Source organism: Polynucleobacter sp. (genome assembly GCF_030693775.1).
Classification (GTDB): Bacteria; Pseudomonadota; Gammaproteobacteria; order Burkholderiales; family Burkholderiaceae; genus Polynucleobacter.
The window spans coordinates 312,973-332,941 of record NZ_JAUXZY010000004.1 but is presented as its reverse complement, the minus strand read 5'-3'; the positions used below and the strand labels follow the sequence as shown (position 1 = coordinate 332,941).

The window sequence follows — 19,969 nt, the reverse complement described above, 5'->3', positions numbered from 1 at the left end:
CCACTGATATGCAAACCCAATTAGCCCCCCAGTTTATTAATACCCACGACGGTAACGAGGCTGCGCGTATTTTAGGAAAGTGCGTGCATTGCGGTTTCTGCACCGCCACTTGTCCAACCTATCAGATATTAGGTGACGAGCTAGATGGTCCACGCGGTCGAATCTACCTCATCAAACAAATGGCAGAGGGTCAAGCGGTTACTGAAAAAACCCGCTTACATCTGGATCGCTGCCTAACCTGCCGCAATTGCGAAACCACCTGCCCCAGCGGCGTTCAATACGGTCAGTTGATTGATATTGGGCGCAAATGGGCCGAACAAAGTACAGCCCCACGCAAATCCGGTGAGCGCCTCACACGCTGGCTTTTAAAAGAAGGTTTAACCCGTCCAGCGCTCTTTAACTCTGCGATGGCTTTGGGTAGATTGGTGCGACCACTGTTACCAAGTGAACTCAAGCGCAAGGTGCCTATCAATGGGGTTTACACCAATCAAATCAAGACCAACAACACAGTAGCCTTAGCGCCTGTAAAGCAGGCAGCACGTGCCACGATGCTCATCTTAGAGGGCTGCGTACAACCCGGCATGTTGCCCAATATCAATCATGCGACCCAGCGTGTTTTAGCGCGTCTCGGCGTGGACCTAGTTAGCGCCCCTAAGGCAGGCTGTTGCGGCGCACTCCGCTATCACCTGAACGACCAGGATGGTGGTTTAGATGCGGCGCGGCGCAATATTGATGCATGGTGGCCTTATGTTGATGGCAGCAATCCAGTCAGCGCCATTGTGATGACAGCCTCGGGTTGCGGCGTCATGGTGAAAGATTATGGTCATTTGCTTGCGCAGGATCCGCACTATGCAGCGAAGGCCAAGCGCATCTCTGAGCTGACAAAAGATTTAGCAGAAATATTGCCGAGCTATACAGAAGACTTGGTTGCATTGCTAGGCAGCAATCCAAAATCAGGTGTGGTCTACCACCCACCTTGCACCTTACAGCATGGTCAGAAAATTCGCGGCAAAGTCGAAGGCTTATTGGAGAGTATTGGGGTACCTGCTCGCTTGTGTGCTGATAGCCATTTGTGCTGTGGCTCTGCTGGCACCTATTCGGTTTTACAGCCGGCTCTTTCGGGTCAACTGCGTCAGCAAAAATTAGATCATTTGCAGCGGGCCTATGAAGACAGTAAGGCTACCGCCATTGTTTCTGCCAACATTGGTTGTATCTCGCATTTGCAACAAGAAAAAATGCCGGTCCTGCATTGGGTTGAGATTGTGGATCAGCTTCTCGTGGACGCCGCGCAAGCTGCAGAGTCCGAGGCCGCATGAGGGAAATCGCTGTCAATTTAATCCAGGTCAGAGACCGCATTGAATTAGCTGCCCTCGCCGCGAAACGCGAGCCTGAAGAAATTCAATTGATGGCAGTTAGCAAGCTTTTTCCTGCAAGCGCGGTAGAAGAGGCAATGCATGCCGGCCAAACGTGTTTTGGCGAAAACTACGTACAAGAAGGCGTTGAGAAAATACAGCAACTCGCCAAATTACGTCCTTGGCTTGAATGGCATTTTATTGGGCCACTGCAAAGCAATAAAACCAAGGAGGTCGCCCACCATTTTGACTGGGTTGAAAGCATTGATCGCTTAAAAATTGCAGAGCGTTTGTCGGCGCAGCGCCTAGAGCTGCCCGAGGTACTACCCCTGCAAGTCTGTGTGCAAGTCAATGTCAGCAATGAAGAAAGTAAAAGTGGTGTCCTCATTGAGGAGGCGGTAGCACTATGCGATGCCGTTGCACAACTACCAGGGCTGACCTTACGTGGACTGATGGCCATTCCCGCTCCCAGCACCGACCCCGTAGAGCAGCGCGCCGCATGCGCCAAAATGAAAGCGCTGTTTGTAGAAATTCAGCAATCCCGCCTCGATGATCGAGGTTACGCTTATTTTGATACCCTATCGATGGGCATGTCGGATGACCTTGAGGCGGCCATTGCCGAAGGCAGCACCTTGGTCCGAATCGGCACCGCCATCTTTGGTCAGCGCCCTCCCGCTAAGGCCTAGTACTATTCTCTTTATGACTGATTCCACTCTCTCCCCTTTGGCCCATACGCACATCACCTTTATTGGCGGTGGCAATATGGGTCGAGCCCTGATTGGAGGCTTACTGGCCAGTGGTCTACAAGCCAAACAAATGACCGTAGTAGAGCCATTTGCTGCTACTGCCGAAAAGCTCAAATCTGATTTTTCACTAGCCGTCGTGCATTCGATCGACCAATTGCAATTCGATTCCACGCTTGAGCAGGTTGTGGTGATGGCTGTGAAACCCCAAGACTTCAAGCAAGTGGCCCTATCCCTAGCCCCTCACTTAAAAGCCATCGCTGCAGAACGCTTACTCATCATCAGCATTGCAGCCGGTATTCGGCTCAGCAGTATGACAAGCTGGTTAGGTCATTCGCGCTGTGTACGCGCAATGCCCAATACTCCTGCCCTCATTGGCATGGGCATTACGGGCTTATGTGCAGATGCCAGCGTTGATGCGCAAGCTCGCTCTAGGGCAGCAGCACTGTGCAATGCAGTCGGGCAAAGTATTTGGGTAGGCGACGAGAATTTGATTGATGCCGTTACTGCGTTATCAGGCAGTGGCCCCGCCTATGTATTTGCATTTTTAGAGGCACTGCAAAGCGGCGGAGAAAAGTTAGGTCTAGATCCAGCAAGCGCTAGAGCCCTCGCTTACGCTACCTTGCAAGGCGCTGCGCAGCTTGCAGTTAATTCAGCTGAATCTGCCGGCAGCTTGCGTGAAAAAGTGACCTCCAAGGGGGGCACAACTGCCGCCGCTTTAGCTGTTCTCAAGGAAGCGGATTGGCAAGGCATTTTAGAGGCGGCTCTTGCTGCCGCAGCCAAGCGCGGCAAAGCCATGGGCGATGAGTTAGCCCAATAATCCCAGTACGATCCCCAGAAATAAAAAAGCGCCTAGCCAATTGTTTTGGCGAAACGCCTTAAAGCAAGCGTCCCGTTGCCGAGTGCGCACCAGAGAGACATGGTAAATAGCACAGATGAGTGCCCCAACCCAGCCAAACCAGAATAAGTCATTGAGTCGAACCAAGTAAGCAACCCATAAGAGGCTAATGAGCAGCAAGGCGTAACAGGCTGCAATTGCAATCACATCAAAACGTCTAAAGGTAATCGCAGAGGTACGCAAACCTAAGCGCAGATCATCGTCACGATCCACCATGGCATACGCCGTATCATAGGCAATCGTCCAAAAAAGATTGCCTCCAAATAAAATCCACGCCTCAAGCGGCACCTGATTTTGGCTTGCGGCATAGGCCATCGGAATACCAAATCCAAAAGCTACGCCCAATACGGCTTGCGGCATCGCAAAGAAGCGCTTGGTGAATGGATACATAACTGCGATAAGAATCGCCAAAACCGATAACTGTTTCGTGAGTAAATTGAGTGGCCAAATGAGCCCAAAGGACAATAGGGCAAGGATGGCAGCAATCAAGACCGCTTCTTTGCCGCTGATTTGACCGCTGGTGATGGGGCGATTTTTAGTGCGCTCGACATGGCGATCAAAATCGCGATCTGCATAGTCATTAATAGCACAACCGGCACTGCGCATCAAAAAAGTACCCAGCGTAAAAATAACCAACAAATCCAAGGGCGGCATACCCTGATTCGAGAGCCATAAAGCCCAATAGGTTGGCCACAGCAATAGCAGCGTACCAATCGGCTTATCGAGCCGAATTAAGCGGGCGTAAGCAAAGAGCCGCTGCAAAATCAGACCAACCTCACTCCAGGTAAATCACAGCGCCGGATAATCTTGGCGAGCTCGACCATCGCCGCTGCACGCGGATAACTTTTGCGCCAGACCAAACTCACGCGCCGGGTTGGCATAGGCTCTTCAAATGGAATATAACGAATTAATCCCTCACGGGTTTTGGGGTCCGGAATCGAGGTGCGCGGCAAAACAGTAATGCCAATGCCGCCTGCAACCATTTGCCGAATGGTTTCCAGTGAGGAGCCCTCAAAGCTGCGTTGCTCACCAATCGTCGGACCGGGCCCGAAGCGATTGAGTTCTGGGCATACACCAATCACATGATCCCGAAAGCAATGGCCCGCGCCCAAGAGCAAGGTATTTTGTTCTTTTAATTCGTCATGGCCAATTGATTGGCGCTCAGTCCAAGGATGGTCCTGCGGAACGGCCACATAAAATGGCTCGTCATACAACTCGGCAACCTCAAGGCCCGCCATCGGAAATGGGTCAGCCAAAATAGCGCAATCGAGGGCGCCTTGCCGCAGCATCTCTAACAAACGAACCGTAAAGTTTTCTTCCAAAAATAGAGGGGCGTTGGGCATAGACTCACGCGCTACCCGCACAAGGCTGGGTAACAAATAAGGTGCAACCGTATAAATTGCGCCCAGGCGCAAGGGGCCAGATAACGGATCTTGACCATGCTTTGCCAGATGCCTGAGTGCATTGGACTCCTCTAAAACCCGCTGCGCTTGCTCCACAATTAAAATCCCCAAGGCCGTCATTGCAACCTCAGCACTAGTTCGCTCAAAAATCTGCGCGCCCAATTCCTCTTCGAGTTTTTTAATGGCAACCGATAAGGTGGGCTGCGAAACATGGCAAGCCTCGGCGGCACGCCCAAAATGGCGCTCCCGGGCAACGGCAACAATGTAGCGAAGTTCAGTTAATGTCATGGCTCAATTATCAGGCTTTTAGAAAATCGGCGCGCGATCCGAGCCACCGCTCCAGTTGCTGCTCTACCACCGTCGGATGATTTGCCAAAAGGCGCTCCGCCGCCTGCTGCGCTAAATCAATCAGCCAGGCATCGCGCTGCAGGTCTACAAAACGGAGCATGGTATCGCCCGACTGCTTTGCACCTAAGAGCTCACCTGGACCCCGCAGCGATAAGTCGCGCTCAGCAATTACAAAACCATCGGATACTTCACGCAGGGTTTGCAAACGCTCCTTGGCCGCCGCTGAAAGGGGTTCCGCATACATCAATATACAGACCGAGTCGGCTGTGCCGCGCCCTACTCGGCCGCGCAATTGATGAATTTGGGCGTAACCAAATCGCTCCGCATGCTCAATTACCATGAGGGCCGCATTGGGTACATCTACCCCCACTTCAATCACGGTAGTCGCCACCAGCAATTGAATTTGATTGGCTTTGAATGCTGCCATCACAGCAGCCTTCTCCTCCGCCTTTAATCGCCCATGCACCAGGCCTACTTTAAATTGGGGCAAGCGCTCTTCTAACTGCGCATAACTCTCCACTGCAGTTTGCAGTTGCAAGGCATCTGACTCTTCAATTAGGGGGCACACCCAATAGGCTTGCAAGCCTTTACTCAGCCAGTCCTGTAGTCCGCTGATCACTTCATCCCGCCGGCTATGCTTCACCACCTTGGTCACAATAGGCTTGCGACCGGGCGGTAGCTCATCCACTACAGCCACATCCAGATCGGCATAGTAGGTCATTGCCAAGGTGCGGGGGATTGGGGTTGCCGACATCATCAGTTGATGGCAGTAGAACAATTCAGAGCCGATGCGCTGCGATATCTCTAAGCGTTGGCGAACTCCAAAGCGGTGCTGCTCATCAATCACCGCGAGGCCCAACTTCGCAAACGAAACACTTTCCTGAATCAAGGCGTGGGTACCAATAATCAGTTGCGCAGCTCCACTCTCGATCGCTGCATGTGTAGCTTTTTTTTCTTTGGCTTTTAAACTGCCCGATAGCCAGACGATCTCCACCCCAAGCGGCCCAAACCATTCTTGCATTTTGATGTAATGCTGTTCTGCCAGGATTTCAGTGGGGGCCATCACCGCAGCCTGATAGCCATGGTCGATTGCTCTGGCTGCAGCTAGCGCCGCAACCACGGTCTTGCCGCTACCCACATCCCCTTGCAATAAGCGGTTCATCGGAAATGCGCGGCTGAGGTCCGACTCAATTTGTGCCCATACCCGCTTTTGCGCTCCCGTTAATTCAAATGGCAGAGCTGCCAACAGCCCTTGCTCAATCGATTGCTGACCTGGAGTTGATGGCTCTCCGTGCAGACGCGGTGCATTGCGCTGACGGCGCAGGGCATGGGCCTGCTTTAGCGAGAGCTGCTGCGCCAACAACTCTTCAAACTGTACGCGTCGCCATGCTGGGTGGGTTCGCTCCATTAAGGCGGCGGTATCCGCATCGGCCGGTGGGTTGTGTAGGTAATGAATCGCATCGTGCAAAGGCATCCACTCGCCCCTCGGCAAGAGATCAGCCGTCACAGCTGTGGGAATCAATTCGGCGAGAAATTGCTTAATGTCAGTTGATCGCAATGCCTGCTGCACCGCCTTGCGAATCACCGTTTGAGTCACACCCTCACTGGCGGGATAGACCGGAGTCAGGCTCGCTGGTAGTGGGGTATCGGGCGCAACTGCTTTGACGGTGGGGTGAACCATCTCAGGTCCTGCATACCCATCGCGCACCTCTCCACGTACGCGCACATGAGCACCCACAGCCATTTGCTTTTGCTGGCTCGGGTAAAAGTTGAGGAAGCGCAACTGCAATACATCTGTCTCATCCTCAATGGTGACCACCAACTGACGCCGCGGCCGAAAGAGCACCTGACTGCGTATCACCTTCCCTTGGGTTTGTACTGCGCTAAATGACCCTTTAATTAATGCGTCTTCGATGCTGTATAGCGCAGTTTCATCCTCGTAGCGGCTCGGCAGGTGCAATGCGAGCGCAATGGGGCTATTTAAGCCCATTTTTTCGAGTGCATTTGGTGGCCGGGGTTTCGTCATGGTTAGAATTCCAACTTCGATGGTAACGCTATGCAACTCTCCGACTTCAATTACGACCTTCCGCCCGAGCTAATTGCTCAGCACCCCCTCGCCAATCGCTCCGACAGCCGCTTGCTGGAGGTGGCTGCCAATGGCTTACATGATCGTGCATTTATCGATATCAGCCAAATTGCTAAGCCAGGTGATTTATTTATCTTCAATGATACGAAGGTAATCCCGGCAAGGCTATATGGTCAGAAAGAAACCGGGGGACAAGTTGAGCTCTTAATTGAGCGGATCACTGGTGAAAATCGAGCCTGGGTGCAAATAAGAGCCTCAAAGACACCCAAAGTCGGCAGTCGAATCACTATTCAGAATAAGCGTGGCGAAGAGATTGATGTCGAGATCCTGGAGCGTAAGGATCGCTTTTATGAAATTGCTTTTGAGCAAAACGTATTGGAATTACTCGATCGCTTTGGTGAGTTGCCCCTGCCGCATTACATTGAACACCAAGCGGATCGCGACGATGCCGAGCGCTACCAAACTGTTTTGGCAAGCAATCCCGGTGCCGTAGCAGCGCCTACTGCAGGGCTGCACTTTGATGATTTGGTTTTAGGGCGATTGGCTAGCAATGGGGTAGGACGAGCGGCCATTACCTTGCATGTGGGTGCCGGCACCTTCACTCCCGTTCACTCCGAAGATTTAAGCCAGCACCAAATGCATTACGAGTGGTACAGCATCCCCGCAAAAACCATCGAGGCGATTGCGCAGACTAAGCAAAGGGGTGGACGCGTGATTGCCGTCGGCACTACCAGCTTGCGCACACTGGAGAGCTATGCCCTAAATCAAGAGCTCACTGGGGATACCAATTTATTTATTACCCCTGGTTTTGAATTTAAGGTGGTGGACGCCTTGGTAACGAACTTTCACTTACCCAAGTCCACTTTGCTGATGTTAGTTAGCGCCTTTGCCGGTATGGATACCATTCGTGAGGCCTATCGGCATGCGATTGCGGAGCGCTACCGCTTTTTCAGTTATGGTGATGCCATGTTCCTGAATCGATCCGCTTAAACTAAGCTAATGACGTCACCCATTCAATTTGAATTAATCAAGCGCGATTCGCAAAGCTTGGCACGACTCGGCAGACTTGATTTGCCCCACGGTAGCGTGCAAACACCTATCTTTATGCCGGTGGGCACCTACGGCACCGTGAAGGCCATGACCCCGCGCGACCTTGAAGAAGCAAAAGCGCAAATTATTTTGGGCAATACCTTTCATTTGTGGCTGCGACCTGGACTCGATGTCATTGCAAAACATGGCGGACTGCATCGCTTTATGGCGTGGGATAAGCCCATCTTGACTGATTCGGGTGGCTTTCAGGTATTTAGCCTGGGCGCGCTGCGTAAGATTTCAGAAGAGGGTGTGACCTTTGCTTCGCCCATTAATGGCGATAAATTGTTCATGTCTCCCGAAGTCTCGATGGAGATTCAGGCGGTGCTCAATAGTGACATTGCCATGCAATTCGATGAATGCACTCCCTACGAGACGCACGGTCAGGCCACCACCGAAAAAGCAGCGCGGCAATCCCTTGAGCTATCGCTGCGCTGGGGCGCCCGTTCACTTAAGCGCTTTCGGGAGCTTGAAACGGGCAATGGACTCTTTGGCATTGTGCAAGGCGGGATGTTTGAGTCCTTGCGTGAAGCCTCATTGGCCGAAGTAAGTCAGCAGGGATTTGATGGCATTGCGATTGGCGGCCTCTCGGTAGGAGAACCTAAACCCGAGTTTGAGCGAATTTTGGCCTTTACCGCCCCCAAGCTTCCCGAAAAAGCCCCGCATTATTTAATGGGTGTTGGCACTCCTGAAGATCTGATGCTCGGGGTGAGTAACGGCATCGATATGTTCGACTGCGTAATGCCCACTCGCAATGCCCGCAATGGCTGGCTCTTTACCCGCTTTGGCGATTTGAAGCTGCGCAATAGTGGCTATAAAGACGATGACCGCCCAGTAGACCCGACTTGCACCTGCTATACCTGCCAGCGCTTTACCCGGTCCTATCTCAATCACCTGCAAAAAGCCAATGAAATTCTGGGGGCGCAGCTCAATACCATCCACAATTTGTCCTACTACATAGGGCTAATGACTGAAATCCGGGAAGCTCTGGCAAAGGACCGCTTTAGCGCCTACCGCGAGCAGTTTTATACCGATCGGCAACGTGGCGTCGAACCAGGCCAGGATTAGGCTTCAAATCCCCCAAGCGGTTTAGAATTGCACCTTAGCCGATCTTTCTGGCTTTTTAATTAGGGTTCTATATGGAGGCGTTGAATATGTGGATTAGTAATGCATTTGCTCAAACTGGCACAGGCTCGGATAGCGGCGGCCTAATGGGTTTCTTGCCCATTCTTTTGATGTTTGTGGTGCTGTACTTCATCATGATTCGCCCACAAATGAAGCGTCAAAAAGAAACGCGCCTCATGCTCGAAGCATTGGCAGTTGGCGATGAAGTCATTACCATCGGCGGAATTCTTGGCAAAGTCAATGCAATACGAGATCAAAACGTGATCGTTGAAATTGCAGCGGGCACCGAAGTGATCATGCAAAAAGGTGCGGTCACCATGGTCTTGCCTAAAGGCACCCTCAAAGCTGCTTAATCTCATTTTTAGTATTCGCGTCATCGAGACACTATGAACCGTTACCCGCTCTGGAAGTACCTTGTAATTGGTGTTGCGCTCCTGATTGGCGCGCTCTACTCCTTACCGAATATTTTTGGAGAGGCTCCAGCGGTTCAAGTCTCAGCCGCCAAACCAACCGTCAAGGTTGAGCTGGCAACGCAAGCGCGTGTTGAAAAAATATTAGCCGATGCCTCGATTCCAAGCACCGGAATGTTTTATGAGCGCACCGGTAATGTGGGGTCGGTAAAGGTTCGTTTTGATAGCACGGACATTCAGCTGCGCGCCAAGGATTTATTGCAACAAAAACTGAATTCCGATCCAAATGATCCCAGCTTTACCGTTGCTTTAAATTTACTCTCCAACACACCCCATTGGCTCAGCTCCATCAATGCGATGCCAATGCCACTTGGCCTTGATCTGCGCGGTGGAGTGTATTTCTTACTGCAAGTCGATATGCAAGGTGCGGTACAGAAAAAAGTACTTTCGATTGCAGGCGACATCCGTAGTCAACTGCGTGAAAAGAATATTCGCCATCAAGGGATTGAACGCGGTAATGAATCCATCACCATTCAATTTGGTAGCGCCGAGGAAGCAGAAAAAGCCAAGGCGCTGCTCACCACCTCACAAACCGACCTGATTTGGCAACTGAGTGCGCAAGCTAGTGGCGCCCGACTTATTGGTCAGTTCAAGCCAGCCTCGCTCAAAGAAGTGCAAGACAGTGCAGTTAAGCAAAACATCACCACCCTCAATAAGCGTGTGAATGAACTGGCCGTAAAAGAGCCAGTAATTCAGCAACAAGGTGCTGATCGCATCATCGTGCAATTGCCGGGCGTACAAGACACAGCGCGTGCCAAAGACATTATTGGCCGCACTGCCACCCTCGAATCCCGCCTCGCTGATCCGCTGGTGACTACCATTGCAGTTGGCGATCCAGTTCCCCCTGGCATGGATGTCTTCCGCTTTGGCGAAGGCCGTCTTGGTGTATTCAAGAAGTCGGTTATTTTTAGCGGTGATCGCATTACCGATGCGAGCGCCGGCTTTGATCAAAATCAACGCCCCTCGGTCAATATCTCACTGGATGCGGCCGGTGGCCGCGTGATGCAGGAAGTCACCCGTGAAAACATTGGCAAACCCATGGGCATGATTTTGTTTGAAAAAGGCAAAGGCGAAGTACTGACCATTGCCACCATTCAAAGTGAGTTTGGTTCTAAGTTTCAGATTACGGGCCAGCCCACCACCGAGAGTGCGAACGACCTTGCCCTGCTATTGCGCGCAGGCTCGCTTGCAGCCCCAATGGAAATCATTGAAGAGCGCACTATTGGCCCAAGCCTAGGCGCCGAAAACATTGAGAAAGGCTTTACCTCGCTGATCTTTGGCTTTATTGCAATCGCGATTTTCATGATCGTGTACTACATGCTGTTTGGATTTTTCTCGGTCACCGCCCTGGCAGTCAACATTGTGCTGCTGATTTCGCTTCTGTCGATGTTGCAGGCGACCTTAAGCCTACCTGGTATTGCGGCGATGGCCTTGGCACTGGGTATGGCAATTGACTCAAACGTACTGATTAACGAACGCATTCGAGAAGAGCTACGCCAAGGCGTTGCCCCCAGCACTGCAATTGCAATTGGCTTTGATAAGGCCTGGGCAACTATTTTGGACTCCAATATCACCACCTTGATTGCAGGCTTGGCATTATTGGCCTTTGGCTCTGGGCCCATCAAGGGGTTTGCGGTGGTCCATTGCTTGGGTATTTTGACCTCGATGTTCTCGGCAGTCTTTTTCTCGCGCGGTATTGTCAATCTTTGGTACGGTAGAAAAAAGAAGTTACAGAAAATTTCAATTGGCCAGGTTTGGGTCGCTAAGGAGAAATAAGCCATGGAATTTTTCCGTATCCGCAAAGACATTCCCTTCATGCGCCATGCATTGATTCTCAATGCATTCTCATTTATCTCTTTCTTAGCTGCAGTCTTTTTCCTCTGGCAAAACGGCTTACATCTCTCGATCGAATTCACCGGCGGTACGGTCATGGAGGTGAGCTACCAACAAACTGCGCCGCTCGAGTCGATTCGTAAAAAGGTAGAAAAGCTTGGTTACACCGATACCCAGATCCAGAACTTTGGCAGCTCGCGAGACATCATTATTCGCCTACCGCTGCAGAAGGATGCCGAGGGGAAAAACATTTCCTCTGCAGATCAAAGCTCGGTTGTGATGAAGGCTTTAGTCGAGGATGGCACACAAGCTAAGTTGCAACGGGTTGAATTTGTGGGGCCTCAGGTCGGTAAAGAGCTGGCAATCGATGGCCTTAAGGCGCTTGTCTTTGTGGTGATTGGCATCATGATTTACCTGTCGTTCCGCTTTGAGTGGAAGTTTGCGATTGCCGGCATTATTGCCAACTTGCACGATGTGGTCATCATCCTCGGCTTTTTTGCCTTTTTCCAATGGGAATTCTCGCTCTCGGTATTGGCTGCGGTCTTGGCGGTTCTGGGTTACTCAGTCAACGAGTCGGTGGTTATTTTTGACCGGATCCGTGAGAACTTCCGTAAGTACCGCAAGATGACTACCCCTGAGGTAATTGATAACGCGATTACCAGCACCATCAGCCGTACCGTCATCACCCACGGCAGTACCCAGATGATGGTGCTCGCGATGCTGCTGTTTGGTGGCCCTACCCTCTTTTACTTTGCACTGGCATTAACCATCGGTATTTTGTTTGGTATTTACTCGTCGGTATTCGTGGCGGCTGCGATTGCGATGTGGCTTGGAATTAAGCGTGAAGACTTAATCAAGAACGATAAAAAGCCAGACGATCCCACGCGCAAAGACGATCCCAACTACGGCGCTACGGTTTAAGCAGTTCGTCCTTTGAGTGCGGCCATGATTCTGATGGTCGCGCCCTGATAATGTGCGGCGTACCATAAAGCTGCTTCTCCCATCGCTTGGCGCTGCTGCTGATCTTGCAGCATGCGACTCATCGCAGCTGCCAGTGCACTCGAAAGTGATCCACTGCCACCTACTCGCATTGCAGCGCCGCAGTCGATTGCATCTTGGCTTGCCTGTTGAAAGTTAAAGGTGTGCTCCCCCAAGAGCACAGGACAACCGGCAGCACAGGCTTCAATCAAGTTTTGGCCACCGAGTGGCAGCAAACTTCCGCCCATCACTACGAGATCAGAGGCGCTGTAATAGAAGGGCATCTCACCCATCGAATCACCCAGCACCACTGCCGCTGTAGGGTCAACCAACTTCTGAAAACCAGCAGCGTCCAAATGGATTTCAGAACGGCGTAACAAAGTCAGTTCTGAAGCGCGAATGAGCTCAGCCACTTCAGTAAAACGCTCAGGGTGACGTGGCACGATGCACAGCAAGGGCTGTGCCGTAGATGCCGGTCCTGATCCTGATACTGATGCTGATGCTGATTCTTCAGCATGCATTTGCAGTACTGCTTGCCATGCCTCCAGGATGATCGCTTCTTCACCTTCACGGGTGCTGGCAGCGCAAACCATGAGGCGATTATTCTTTTCTAAATGCACGTGCAATGCGAGGCCCTGCTCGACTAAGGCAGGGTTTAGCACCACATCAAACTTTAGATTACCGACGACCTCACAATGCTTCACGCCCAGCGCCCGATAACGCCCTGCATCGAGTTCGGTCTGCGCCAAGATGCCGGCGAATGCCTGAAACAAAGAACGGCCTGCATTGCCAAAACGAGCGACGCGGCGCGCACTGCGCTCCGATAAGCGGGCATTGATTAAATAGACCGGTAATTTGATTTCGGCAGCACGAAACACAATCGTTGGCCATGCTTCGGTTTCCATAAACAAGCCTAGCGTGGGTTTGGCTGCTTTTAAAAACCGCTCCACCGACCAGCAGAGGTCATACGGCAAATACACTTGCTGCAAACGACCCTGCGCTATGGCATCGGCAAAAATGGCAGCGCCAGTGCGCCGCCCATTAGGCGTCATGCACGTGAGCAAAATGGTTTTGCCTTCTTGCAAATAGGCTTCGATGAGAGGCTGGGCTGCTCTGGTTTCACCCACGGATACAGCATGTATCCAAATAGCTCCAGGCCGAATGCCTTGGCTAAAACCAAAACGCTCTGCAATCGCTTGACGGTAGCCCGGGTCCTTATGGCCCCGCCACCACAGCCGTAACAACACGACCGGCAATAGAAGATGCCACCCGAGCTGGTAGCAGGCAAACCAGAGCCAAGGACGATCCACTGTCACTTGTGGCAATGCAGGCTCTGGACTAGCTGGCGTCACTTTTTGAGGCGCTGCGTCAACTCGACTGCTTTCCCCAGATAACTGGATGGCGTCATTTCCAGTAAGCGGGCTTTTGCATCTTCCGGAATCGCCAAGCCCCGAATGAAGACCTGCAGATCGACTTGATTAATGCCTTTGCCACGGGTCAATTCTTTTAATTGCTCGTAGGGATTTTCGATGCCGTAACGACGCATCACGGTTTGTACAGGCTCCGCCAAGACTTCCCAGCAGGCATCCAGATCAGCCGCAATCGCCGCAGTATTCACTTCTAGTTTGCCAATGCCGCGCATGGCGCTGTCGTAGGCTAAGACACTGTGCCCAAATGCAGGGCCTAAATTACGCAAGACGGTGGAGTCGGTTAAGTCACGCTGCCAGCGTGAGAGCGGTAACTTTTCAGCGAGGTGGCGCAGCAGGGCATTAGCAACGCCCAGATTACCTTCAGAGTTTTCAAAATCAATTGGATTGACTTTATGCGGCATAGTGGACGAACCAATTTCCCCGGCCTTCGTACGCTGCTTGAAGTAACCCAAAGAAATGTAGGCCCAAAAGTCGCGGTCCATATCCAGCAAGATGGTGTTGGCGCGTGCAATCGCATCAAACAACTCCGCCATACCGTCGTGTGGCTCAATCTGAATCGTATACGGATTGAACTGCAGGCCAAGGCGCTGCTCCACGACTTCACGCGCAAACTTCTCCCAATCAAAATCGGGGTAAGCAGATAGGTGAGCGTTGTAGTTGCCAACCGCACCATTCATTTTGCCCAGCAAAGGTACCGCTGCGATCGCAGCAATCGCACGCTCCAATCGTTTGGCTATATTGGCAATCTCTTTGCCTAGAGTAGTAGGTGATGCGGGCTGGCCGTGCGTGCGCGAGAGCATGGGTACAGCGGCATTGGCGAGAGCCAATTCTGTTAAGGCATCGTGGATTTTGCGCAACTGGGGTAGCAATACGGTATCGCGCGCACCGCGCAGCATCAGGCCATGCGCCGTATTGTTGATATCTTCTGAAGTGCAGGCAAAGTGAATGAACTCGCTGGCCTTCAGCAGGTCAGGACGGCCCGATACTTTTTCTTTTAAGAAATATTCGACGGCCTTCACATCGTGATTAGTTATCGCTTCGATTTCTTTAATGCGCTGCGCATCGGCATCGGTAAAGGCATTGGCTAAGGACAGCAAAAATTCCGCATCGGCTTTAGAGATGGCTGGCACATCAGCAAGACCAGCAGATCCCAGAGCCAAGAGCCAATGAATCTCCACAAAGACGCGCTGCTTCATGAATGCAGACTCGGACAACCAGGGTCGCAATGCATCGAGCTTGCTGGCGTAGCGCCCATCGAGTGGGGATAAGGCGTTTAAAGTGCTAATCGGTTGGCTCACGGTCCTGCCTTTGATGGAGGTAATCAATAAAGTCCTATTTTAAAGCGTTATTGAGTCATCCCCGCCACGGAGCTATACTCCACCGCTATGAAAATAATTGGATCACTTACCAGCCCTTACGCCCGTAAAGTACGGATTGTCCTAGCCGAAAAGAAGATCGAGGCCGATTTTGTGCCTGAAAACGTCTGGGTCCCAGAAACCACCATTGGGCAACATAACCCCCTGGGGAAGATTCCCTGCCTAGTGATGGATGACGGCAGCACTGTCTTTGATTCACGGGTAATCGTGGAATACGTCGATACCTTGAGCCCGGTTGGGAAGTTAATTCCGGCCAATGGGCGTGAGCGTGCCGCAGTGAAGACCTGGGAAGCGTTAGCCGATGGACTTTTGGATGCGGGTATTTTGGCAAGACTAGAAGCAACCTGGCGGCCAGCAGAGCAGCAAAGCCCTGCTTGGATTGAGCGCCAAATGAGCAAAATCAATGCGGCCCTAAACAGCATGTCGATGGGCCTAGGTGAATCGAATTACTGCCACCACAATCAATTTAGCCTAGCTGATATTGCGGTGGGTTGCGCCTTGGGTTACCTAGACTTTCGCTTTCCATCGCTGGATTGGCGCACGCCCTTCCCGAACTTAGAGCGCCTCTACCAAGGGCTAATGCAGCGTCAGTCCTTTCAAGACACGGCCCCACCAGCAGCCTAAGGTTTAAGGGCTCGGGTGCTTATTCTGGGTTGGCGGCAATAATCCCGCCGCCCAAGCAAATATCACCGTCGTACACCACAGCAGACTGACCGGGAGTAACCGCCCACTGGGAATCCTCAAATTGCAGAGCGAATCCAGTAGATGCAATTTCGAGAGTGCAATTGGCATCCGTTTGGCGATAGCGTGTTTTGGCTGCATAGGCTCCTGCCAATGGAGCTGAGCCACTAATCCAGCTGGAATCGATTGCATTTAAATGCTGACTGCACAGCCACGGATGTTCATGGCCTTGCGCAACATAGAGGGTATTGCTCGTCATGTCTTTGCGCGCCACATACCAGGCATCGCCATTGCCATCTTGGCTGCCGCCAATCCCAATGCCTTTGCGCTGACCGAGGGTAAAAAATGCCAAGCCCATGTGCTCACCGACCGTCTTGCCATCCGGGGTTTTAATTGGGCCTGGGGCAGTGGGCAGGTAACGATTTAAAAATTCCCGAAACGGCCGCTCGCCAATAAAACAAATGCCAGTCGAATCTTTTTTACGTGCGTTTGGTAAACCAATTTGGTCAGCTAACTGACGGACCTCAGTCTTGGCCATTTCACCCAGTGGGAACATCACCTTTGCCAGTTGCTGCTGACTCAGGCGGTGCAAAAAGTAGCTTTGATCCTTGCTGGCATCAAGTCCCTTTAGTAGCTGTACGCCTTCCACAGCATGCTTTGCGCGGGCGTAGTGCCCGGTGGCGATGGCATCCGCGCCCAAGGCCATGGCATGGTCTAAAAACGCTTTAAATTTGATTTCAGCATTGCACAACACATCGGGATTGGGAGTGCGACCGGCGGCGTATTCGCGTAAAAATTCAGCAAAAACGCGCTCTCGGTACTCTGCAGCAAAGTTCACCGCCTCTACGTCAATCCCAATCAAGTCGGCAACCGAGACCACATCAAGCCAATCTTGGCGGCTAGAGCAATACTCGCTGTCATCGTCGTCTTCCCAGTTTTTCATAAAAAGTCCAACAACTTCAAAGCCTTGCTGTTTTAAAAGCCAGGCCGTTACGGACGAATCCACGCCCCCAGACATCCCGACCACGACTTTTGAGGGCTGAGACAGCGGAATTGCGGAAGATTGAAGGTCGAGCATCGAAAAATGAGAGAATTACAATTAAGTTACCGGTTCCCCATTGTAAAAGTCTTACGTTGGATACACACCAATTAAAAGAAATTACGAACGCAATGGGTAAGAGCGCTCACAAGGCCAAGCTACTTTAACTAATACCGCTTTTCTAAATTATTTGCTTTCGGAGACATGCCATGCGCATTGGAGTGCCACTAGAAACCAGACCAGGGGAAACTCGGGTTGCAGCCACACCGGAGACGGTCAAAAAGCTGATCAGCCAAGGTCATCAATTCATTATTCAATCCGGTGCCGGTATCGGTGCCAGCGTTCCAGATTCAGCCTATGAAGCCGTGGGTGCCACCATTGGTAGCGCTGCCGATGCTTTTGCGGCGGAGATGGTGCTGAAGGTTCGCGCCCCACAAGCCGCTGAACTCAAACAAATTAAATCGGGTGCCGTGCTGATTGGCATGCTCGATCCATTTGATAACGAGGCGATTGCAGCCATGGCTAGCCAAGGCATTACCGCCTTTGCTCTTGAGGCAGCGCCGCGCACTACCCGCGCCCAAAGCATGGATGTGCTGTCGTCACAGGCCAATATTGCAGGCTACAAAGCCGTCATGCTCGCCGCTAACGAATATCAGCGCTTTATGCCGATGCTGATGACCGCTGCAGGTACCGTTAAGGCCGCGCGCATACTCATTTTGGGTGCCGGCGTTGCAGGCCTGCAAGCGATTGCGACAGCTAAGCGCTTAGGCGCTGTGATTGAAGCATCCGATGTGCGCCCTGCCGCAAAAGAACAAATCGAATCGCTTGGTGCTAAGTTTGTAGATGTGCCTTACGAGACCGATGAAGAGCGCGAGATCGCCAAAGGTGTTGGTGGCTATGCACGCCCCATGCCCGAGTCGTGGATGAAACGCCAAGCTGCTTTGGTTGCTGAGCGCGCCATGCAAGCCGACATTGTGATTGCGACCGCCTTAATTCCAGGGCGCAAGCCACCCGTCTTATTGCACAGCGAGACCGTAGCCAAGATGAAGCCTGGTTCAGTCGTCATCGATTTGGCTGCAGGCCGTGGTGAAAACGGTTCTGGCAATTGCCCCCTCACTCGCGCAGACCAAATCGTCGATGCGAATGGCGTGAAGATTGTTGGCCACACGAATCTACCCAGCATGGTTGCAGCTGACGCATCAGCACTCTACGCGCGCAACGTCCTGGACTTTATGAAACTCATCATCAATAAAGAAGCGCAGCTGGCTATCCCCGCTGCTGCCGATGATGACATTGTTGCAGCCTGCCTCATGTGTCGTGATGGCCAAGCTGTCCGTACCAATTAATTATTGAAGGAATGATCATGGATGCAGCTGCAATTCAAAGTATTCTTACGGTCCAAAACATCACGGTGTTTGTGCTGGCCATTTTTGTGGGCTACCACGTGGTTTGGAACGTCACCCCCGCATTGCATACGCCCTTAATGGCGGTGACCAATGCAATTTCTGGAATTATCATCGTCGGTGCTTTACTGCAAACCGAAGTCATCAATGGCGATGAAATTACCCTCACCAGCTTGATTGGCGCACTGGCCGTCTTCCTCGCCTCAATAAACATTTTTGGTGGCTTTATGGTCACCCGCCGCATGCTTGAAATGTTTAAAAAGAAGGCTCCTAAAAACGAAGCCGCTGGCACAAAGTAAGAGAACCACACCATGTCTAATATCACAGCGATTTCTTATCTGATTTCTTCGGTACTTTTTATCCTCGCCTTGCGGGGTTTATCGTCACCGACCACCTCCCGTCAAGGTAACGTATATGGAATGATCGGCATGCTGCTCGCCGTCATCACCACATTCTTGATTCCCACATTTAAGCCCGTCTACTGGCTAATTGGCATTGCCATTGTTGCTGGCGCAATCATCGGTTCGATTGCCGCTAAACGCGTGCAAATGACCAAGATGCCTGAGCTGGTTGCCTTAATGCACTCCTTCGTTGGTCTATCCGCGGTACTGATCGCCATTGCGGCAGTAATCAATCCGGCACAAGATCACTCGGGCGCGCAGAAGATCGAGCTCTTTATTGGCGCCTTCATTGGTGCGATTACCTTTACTGCCTCGATCATTGCTTTCGGTAAGTTGTCCGGTAAAGTCAGCGGTAAGCCAGTAACGTTCTCTGGCCAGCACATGCTGAACCTGATTCTTGCCATATTGATGGTTGCCGCTGGAGTGGTGTATTTCTTAACCGACAGCCATGCAGCCTTCCTGGCCATGTGCGCAGTTGCCTTGGTACTCGGCGTGACCTTGATCATCCCCATTGGTGGTGCCGATATGCCAGTGGTGGTATCGATGCTCAATAGCTATTCTGGCTGGGCGGCGGCAGGTATTGGCTTTACGCTCAATAACCCAGTATTGATTATTGCTGGCGCCTGCGTTGGCTCTTCGGGTGCAATTCTGTCTTACATCATGTGTAAGGCAATGAACCGTTCAATCGTCGCAGTGTTGCTCGGCGGCTTTGGCGCTGAAGCAGCCGCTGGTGGTGACGATGATGGCGCTCCCAAGAACTATAAATCGGGCTCAGCTGAGGATGCGGCATTCTTGATGACCAATGCTGATACCGTGATCATTGTTCCAGGCTACGGTTTGGCAGTTGCGCGCGCGCAGCATGCACTCAAAGAGTTAACCGAGAAGTTGACTCACCACGGCGTAACGGTGAAGTATGCAATCCACCCAGTTGCCGGACGGATGCCTGGCCACATGAACGTCTTGCTGGCGGAAGCCGAAGTGCCCTACGACCAAGTATTTGAGATGGAAGACATCAACAGCGACTTCGGTCAGGCTGACGTGGTTCTGGTTCTGGGTGCGAACGATGTGGTGAACCCAGCAGCGCGCACACCTGGCAGCCCAATCTTTGGCATGCCGATTCTGGAAGCGTTTAAAGCCAAAACCATCATTGTCAACAAGCGCTCGATGGCTGCTGGTTACGCTGGCTTAGATAACGAACTCTTCTACATGGATAAAACCATGATGGTCTTCGGTGATGCGAAGAAGGTCATTGAAGACATGGTCAAGGCTGTTGAATAAGCGGTCTTACTGTTGAATAAAAAGCCACCTTCGGGT

Annotated in this window: 18 protein-coding genes; 12 read left to right on the top strand and 6 right to left on the bottom strand. The window is 51.9% G+C overall.

The window, feature by feature from the left end; genetic code table 11:
* Nucleotides 1-8: 8 nt before the first annotated feature.
* Genes glcF through proC form a run of 3 tightly spaced genes read left to right on the top strand, consistent with a single transcriptional unit; the run spans nucleotide 9 to nucleotide 2,915 of the window.
* Nucleotides 9-1,316, top strand: coding sequence for a glycolate oxidase subunit GlcF (gene glcF / locus Q8M75_RS04470; RefSeq protein WP_305486620.1), 1,308 nt, complete (start codon nucleotides 9-11; stop codon nucleotides 1,314-1,316).
* Entirely contained in the window at nucleotides 1,313-2,038 is a 726-nt protein-coding gene (locus Q8M75_RS04465) for a YggS family pyridoxal phosphate-dependent enzyme (protein ID WP_305486618.1), read from the top strand. The genes glcF and Q8M75_RS04465 overlap by 4 nt, the downstream gene beginning before the upstream one ends.
* A gap of 13 nt (nucleotides 2,039-2,051) precedes the next feature.
* Nucleotides 2,052-2,915, top strand: a complete 864-nt coding sequence (gene proC / locus Q8M75_RS04460) for a pyrroline-5-carboxylate reductase (RefSeq protein ID WP_305486616.1) — start codon at nucleotides 2,052-2,054, stop codon at nucleotides 2,913-2,915.
* Here the strand turns inward: proC and ubiA are convergent.
* The 3 genes from ubiA to recG are packed head-to-tail and all read right to left on the bottom strand — an operon-like array spanning nucleotide 2,904 to nucleotide 6,770.
* Nucleotides 2,904-3,758, bottom strand: a complete 855-nt coding sequence (ubiA, locus tag Q8M75_RS04455; RefSeq protein ID WP_305488168.1) for a 4-hydroxybenzoate octaprenyltransferase — start codon at nucleotides 3,756-3,758, stop codon at nucleotides 2,904-2,906. The genes proC and ubiA overlap by 12 nt on opposite strands.
* Nucleotides 3,758-4,684, bottom strand: a complete 927-nt coding sequence (locus Q8M75_RS04450; RefSeq protein WP_305486613.1) for a LysR substrate-binding domain-containing protein — start codon at nucleotides 4,682-4,684, stop codon at nucleotides 3,758-3,760. Before Q8M75_RS04450 ends, ubiA begins: the two co-directional genes overlap by 1 nt.
* A gap of 10 nt (nucleotides 4,685-4,694) precedes the next feature.
* Nucleotides 4,695-6,770: an ATP-dependent DNA helicase RecG gene (gene recG / locus Q8M75_RS04445; RefSeq protein ID WP_371131743.1), complete on the bottom strand. Its 2,076-nt coding sequence runs from the start codon at nucleotides 6,768-6,770 to the stop codon at nucleotides 4,695-4,697.
* A 30-nt stretch (nucleotides 6,771-6,800) separates the two neighbouring features.
* Here recG and queA point away from each other — a divergent pair, with 30 nt between their 5' ends.
* The 5 genes from queA (at nucleotide 6,801) to secF (ending at nucleotide 12,268) form a co-directional block, all read left to right on the top strand.
* The gene (gene queA, locus Q8M75_RS04440; RefSeq protein WP_305486611.1) at nucleotides 6,801-7,820 is read left to right on the top strand and encodes a tRNA preQ1(34) S-adenosylmethionine ribosyltransferase-isomerase QueA; all 1,020 of its coding nucleotides are present in this window, start codon (nucleotides 6,801-6,803) and stop codon (nucleotides 7,818-7,820) included.
* Nucleotides 7,821-7,829: 9 nt separating this feature from the next.
* A complete protein-coding gene (gene tgt, locus Q8M75_RS04435) occupies nucleotides 7,830-8,987 on the top strand; it encodes a tRNA guanosine(34) transglycosylase Tgt (RefSeq protein WP_305486609.1) in 1,158 nt (385 codons plus the stop codon).
* An 86-nt stretch (nucleotides 8,988-9,073) separates the two neighbouring features.
* Nucleotides 9,074-9,397 (top strand): preprotein translocase subunit YajC, encoded by a 324-nt coding sequence (gene yajC, locus Q8M75_RS04430; RefSeq protein WP_305486608.1) that lies wholly within the window; start codon nucleotides 9,074-9,076, stop codon nucleotides 9,395-9,397.
* Between the two features lie 33 nt (nucleotides 9,398-9,430).
* Entirely contained in the window at nucleotides 9,431-11,290 is a 1,860-nt protein-coding gene (gene secD / locus Q8M75_RS04425) for a protein translocase subunit SecD (RefSeq protein ID WP_305486607.1), read from the top strand.
* A gap of 3 nt (nucleotides 11,291-11,293) precedes the next feature.
* A complete protein-coding gene (gene secF, locus Q8M75_RS04420) occupies nucleotides 11,294-12,268 on the top strand; it encodes a protein translocase subunit SecF (protein WP_305486603.1) in 975 nt (324 codons plus the stop codon).
* Here secF and Q8M75_RS04415 read toward each other — a convergent pair.
* The gene (locus Q8M75_RS04415; protein WP_305488164.1) at nucleotides 12,265-13,635 is read right to left on the bottom strand and encodes a 3-deoxy-D-manno-octulosonic acid transferase; all 1,371 of its coding nucleotides are present in this window, start codon (nucleotides 13,633-13,635) and stop codon (nucleotides 12,265-12,267) included. The genes secF and Q8M75_RS04415 overlap by 4 nt on opposite strands.
* A 38-nt stretch (nucleotides 13,636-13,673) precedes the next feature.
* Complete coding sequence (gene purB, locus Q8M75_RS04410; RefSeq protein WP_305486600.1) at nucleotides 13,674-15,053, bottom strand: adenylosuccinate lyase; 1,380 nt, start codon at nucleotides 15,051-15,053, stop codon at nucleotides 13,674-13,676.
* Nucleotides 15,054-15,140: 87 nt separating this feature from the next.
* On the opposite strand from purB, the gene Q8M75_RS04405 reads away from it, so the two are divergent.
* Nucleotides 15,141-15,755, top strand: coding sequence for a glutathione S-transferase N-terminal domain-containing protein (locus Q8M75_RS04405; RefSeq protein WP_305486598.1), 615 nt, complete (start codon nucleotides 15,141-15,143; stop codon nucleotides 15,753-15,755).
* A gap of 19 nt (nucleotides 15,756-15,774) precedes the next feature.
* Here Q8M75_RS04405 and mnmA read toward each other — a convergent pair whose 3' ends face one another.
* Nucleotides 15,775-16,890, bottom strand: coding sequence for a tRNA 2-thiouridine(34) synthase MnmA (gene mnmA, locus Q8M75_RS04400; RefSeq protein WP_305486594.1), 1,116 nt, complete (start codon nucleotides 16,888-16,890; stop codon nucleotides 15,775-15,777).
* Nucleotides 16,891-17,060: 170 nt separating this feature from the next.
* Here mnmA and Q8M75_RS04395 point away from each other — a divergent pair, with 170 nt between their 5' ends.
* The 3 genes from Q8M75_RS04395 to Q8M75_RS04385 are packed head-to-tail and all read left to right on the top strand — an operon-like array spanning nucleotide 17,061 to nucleotide 19,933.
* Nucleotides 17,061-18,197 carry a Re/Si-specific NAD(P)(+) transhydrogenase subunit alpha gene (locus tag Q8M75_RS04395; RefSeq protein WP_305486591.1) on the top strand — a complete coding sequence of 379 codons (1,137 nt, stop codon included), beginning with the start codon at nucleotides 17,061-17,063 and terminating at the stop codon, nucleotides 18,195-18,197.
* A gap of 17 nt (nucleotides 18,198-18,214) precedes the next feature.
* Nucleotides 18,215-18,553 (top strand): proton-translocating transhydrogenase family protein, encoded by a 339-nt coding sequence (locus tag Q8M75_RS04390; RefSeq protein WP_108470139.1) that lies wholly within the window; start codon nucleotides 18,215-18,217, stop codon nucleotides 18,551-18,553.
* A 12-nt stretch (nucleotides 18,554-18,565) separates the two neighbouring features.
* Nucleotides 18,566-19,933 (top strand): NAD(P)(+) transhydrogenase (Re/Si-specific) subunit beta, encoded by a 1,368-nt coding sequence (locus tag Q8M75_RS04385; protein WP_305486587.1) that lies wholly within the window; start codon nucleotides 18,566-18,568, stop codon nucleotides 19,931-19,933.
* Nucleotides 19,934-19,969 lie beyond the last annotated feature (36 nt).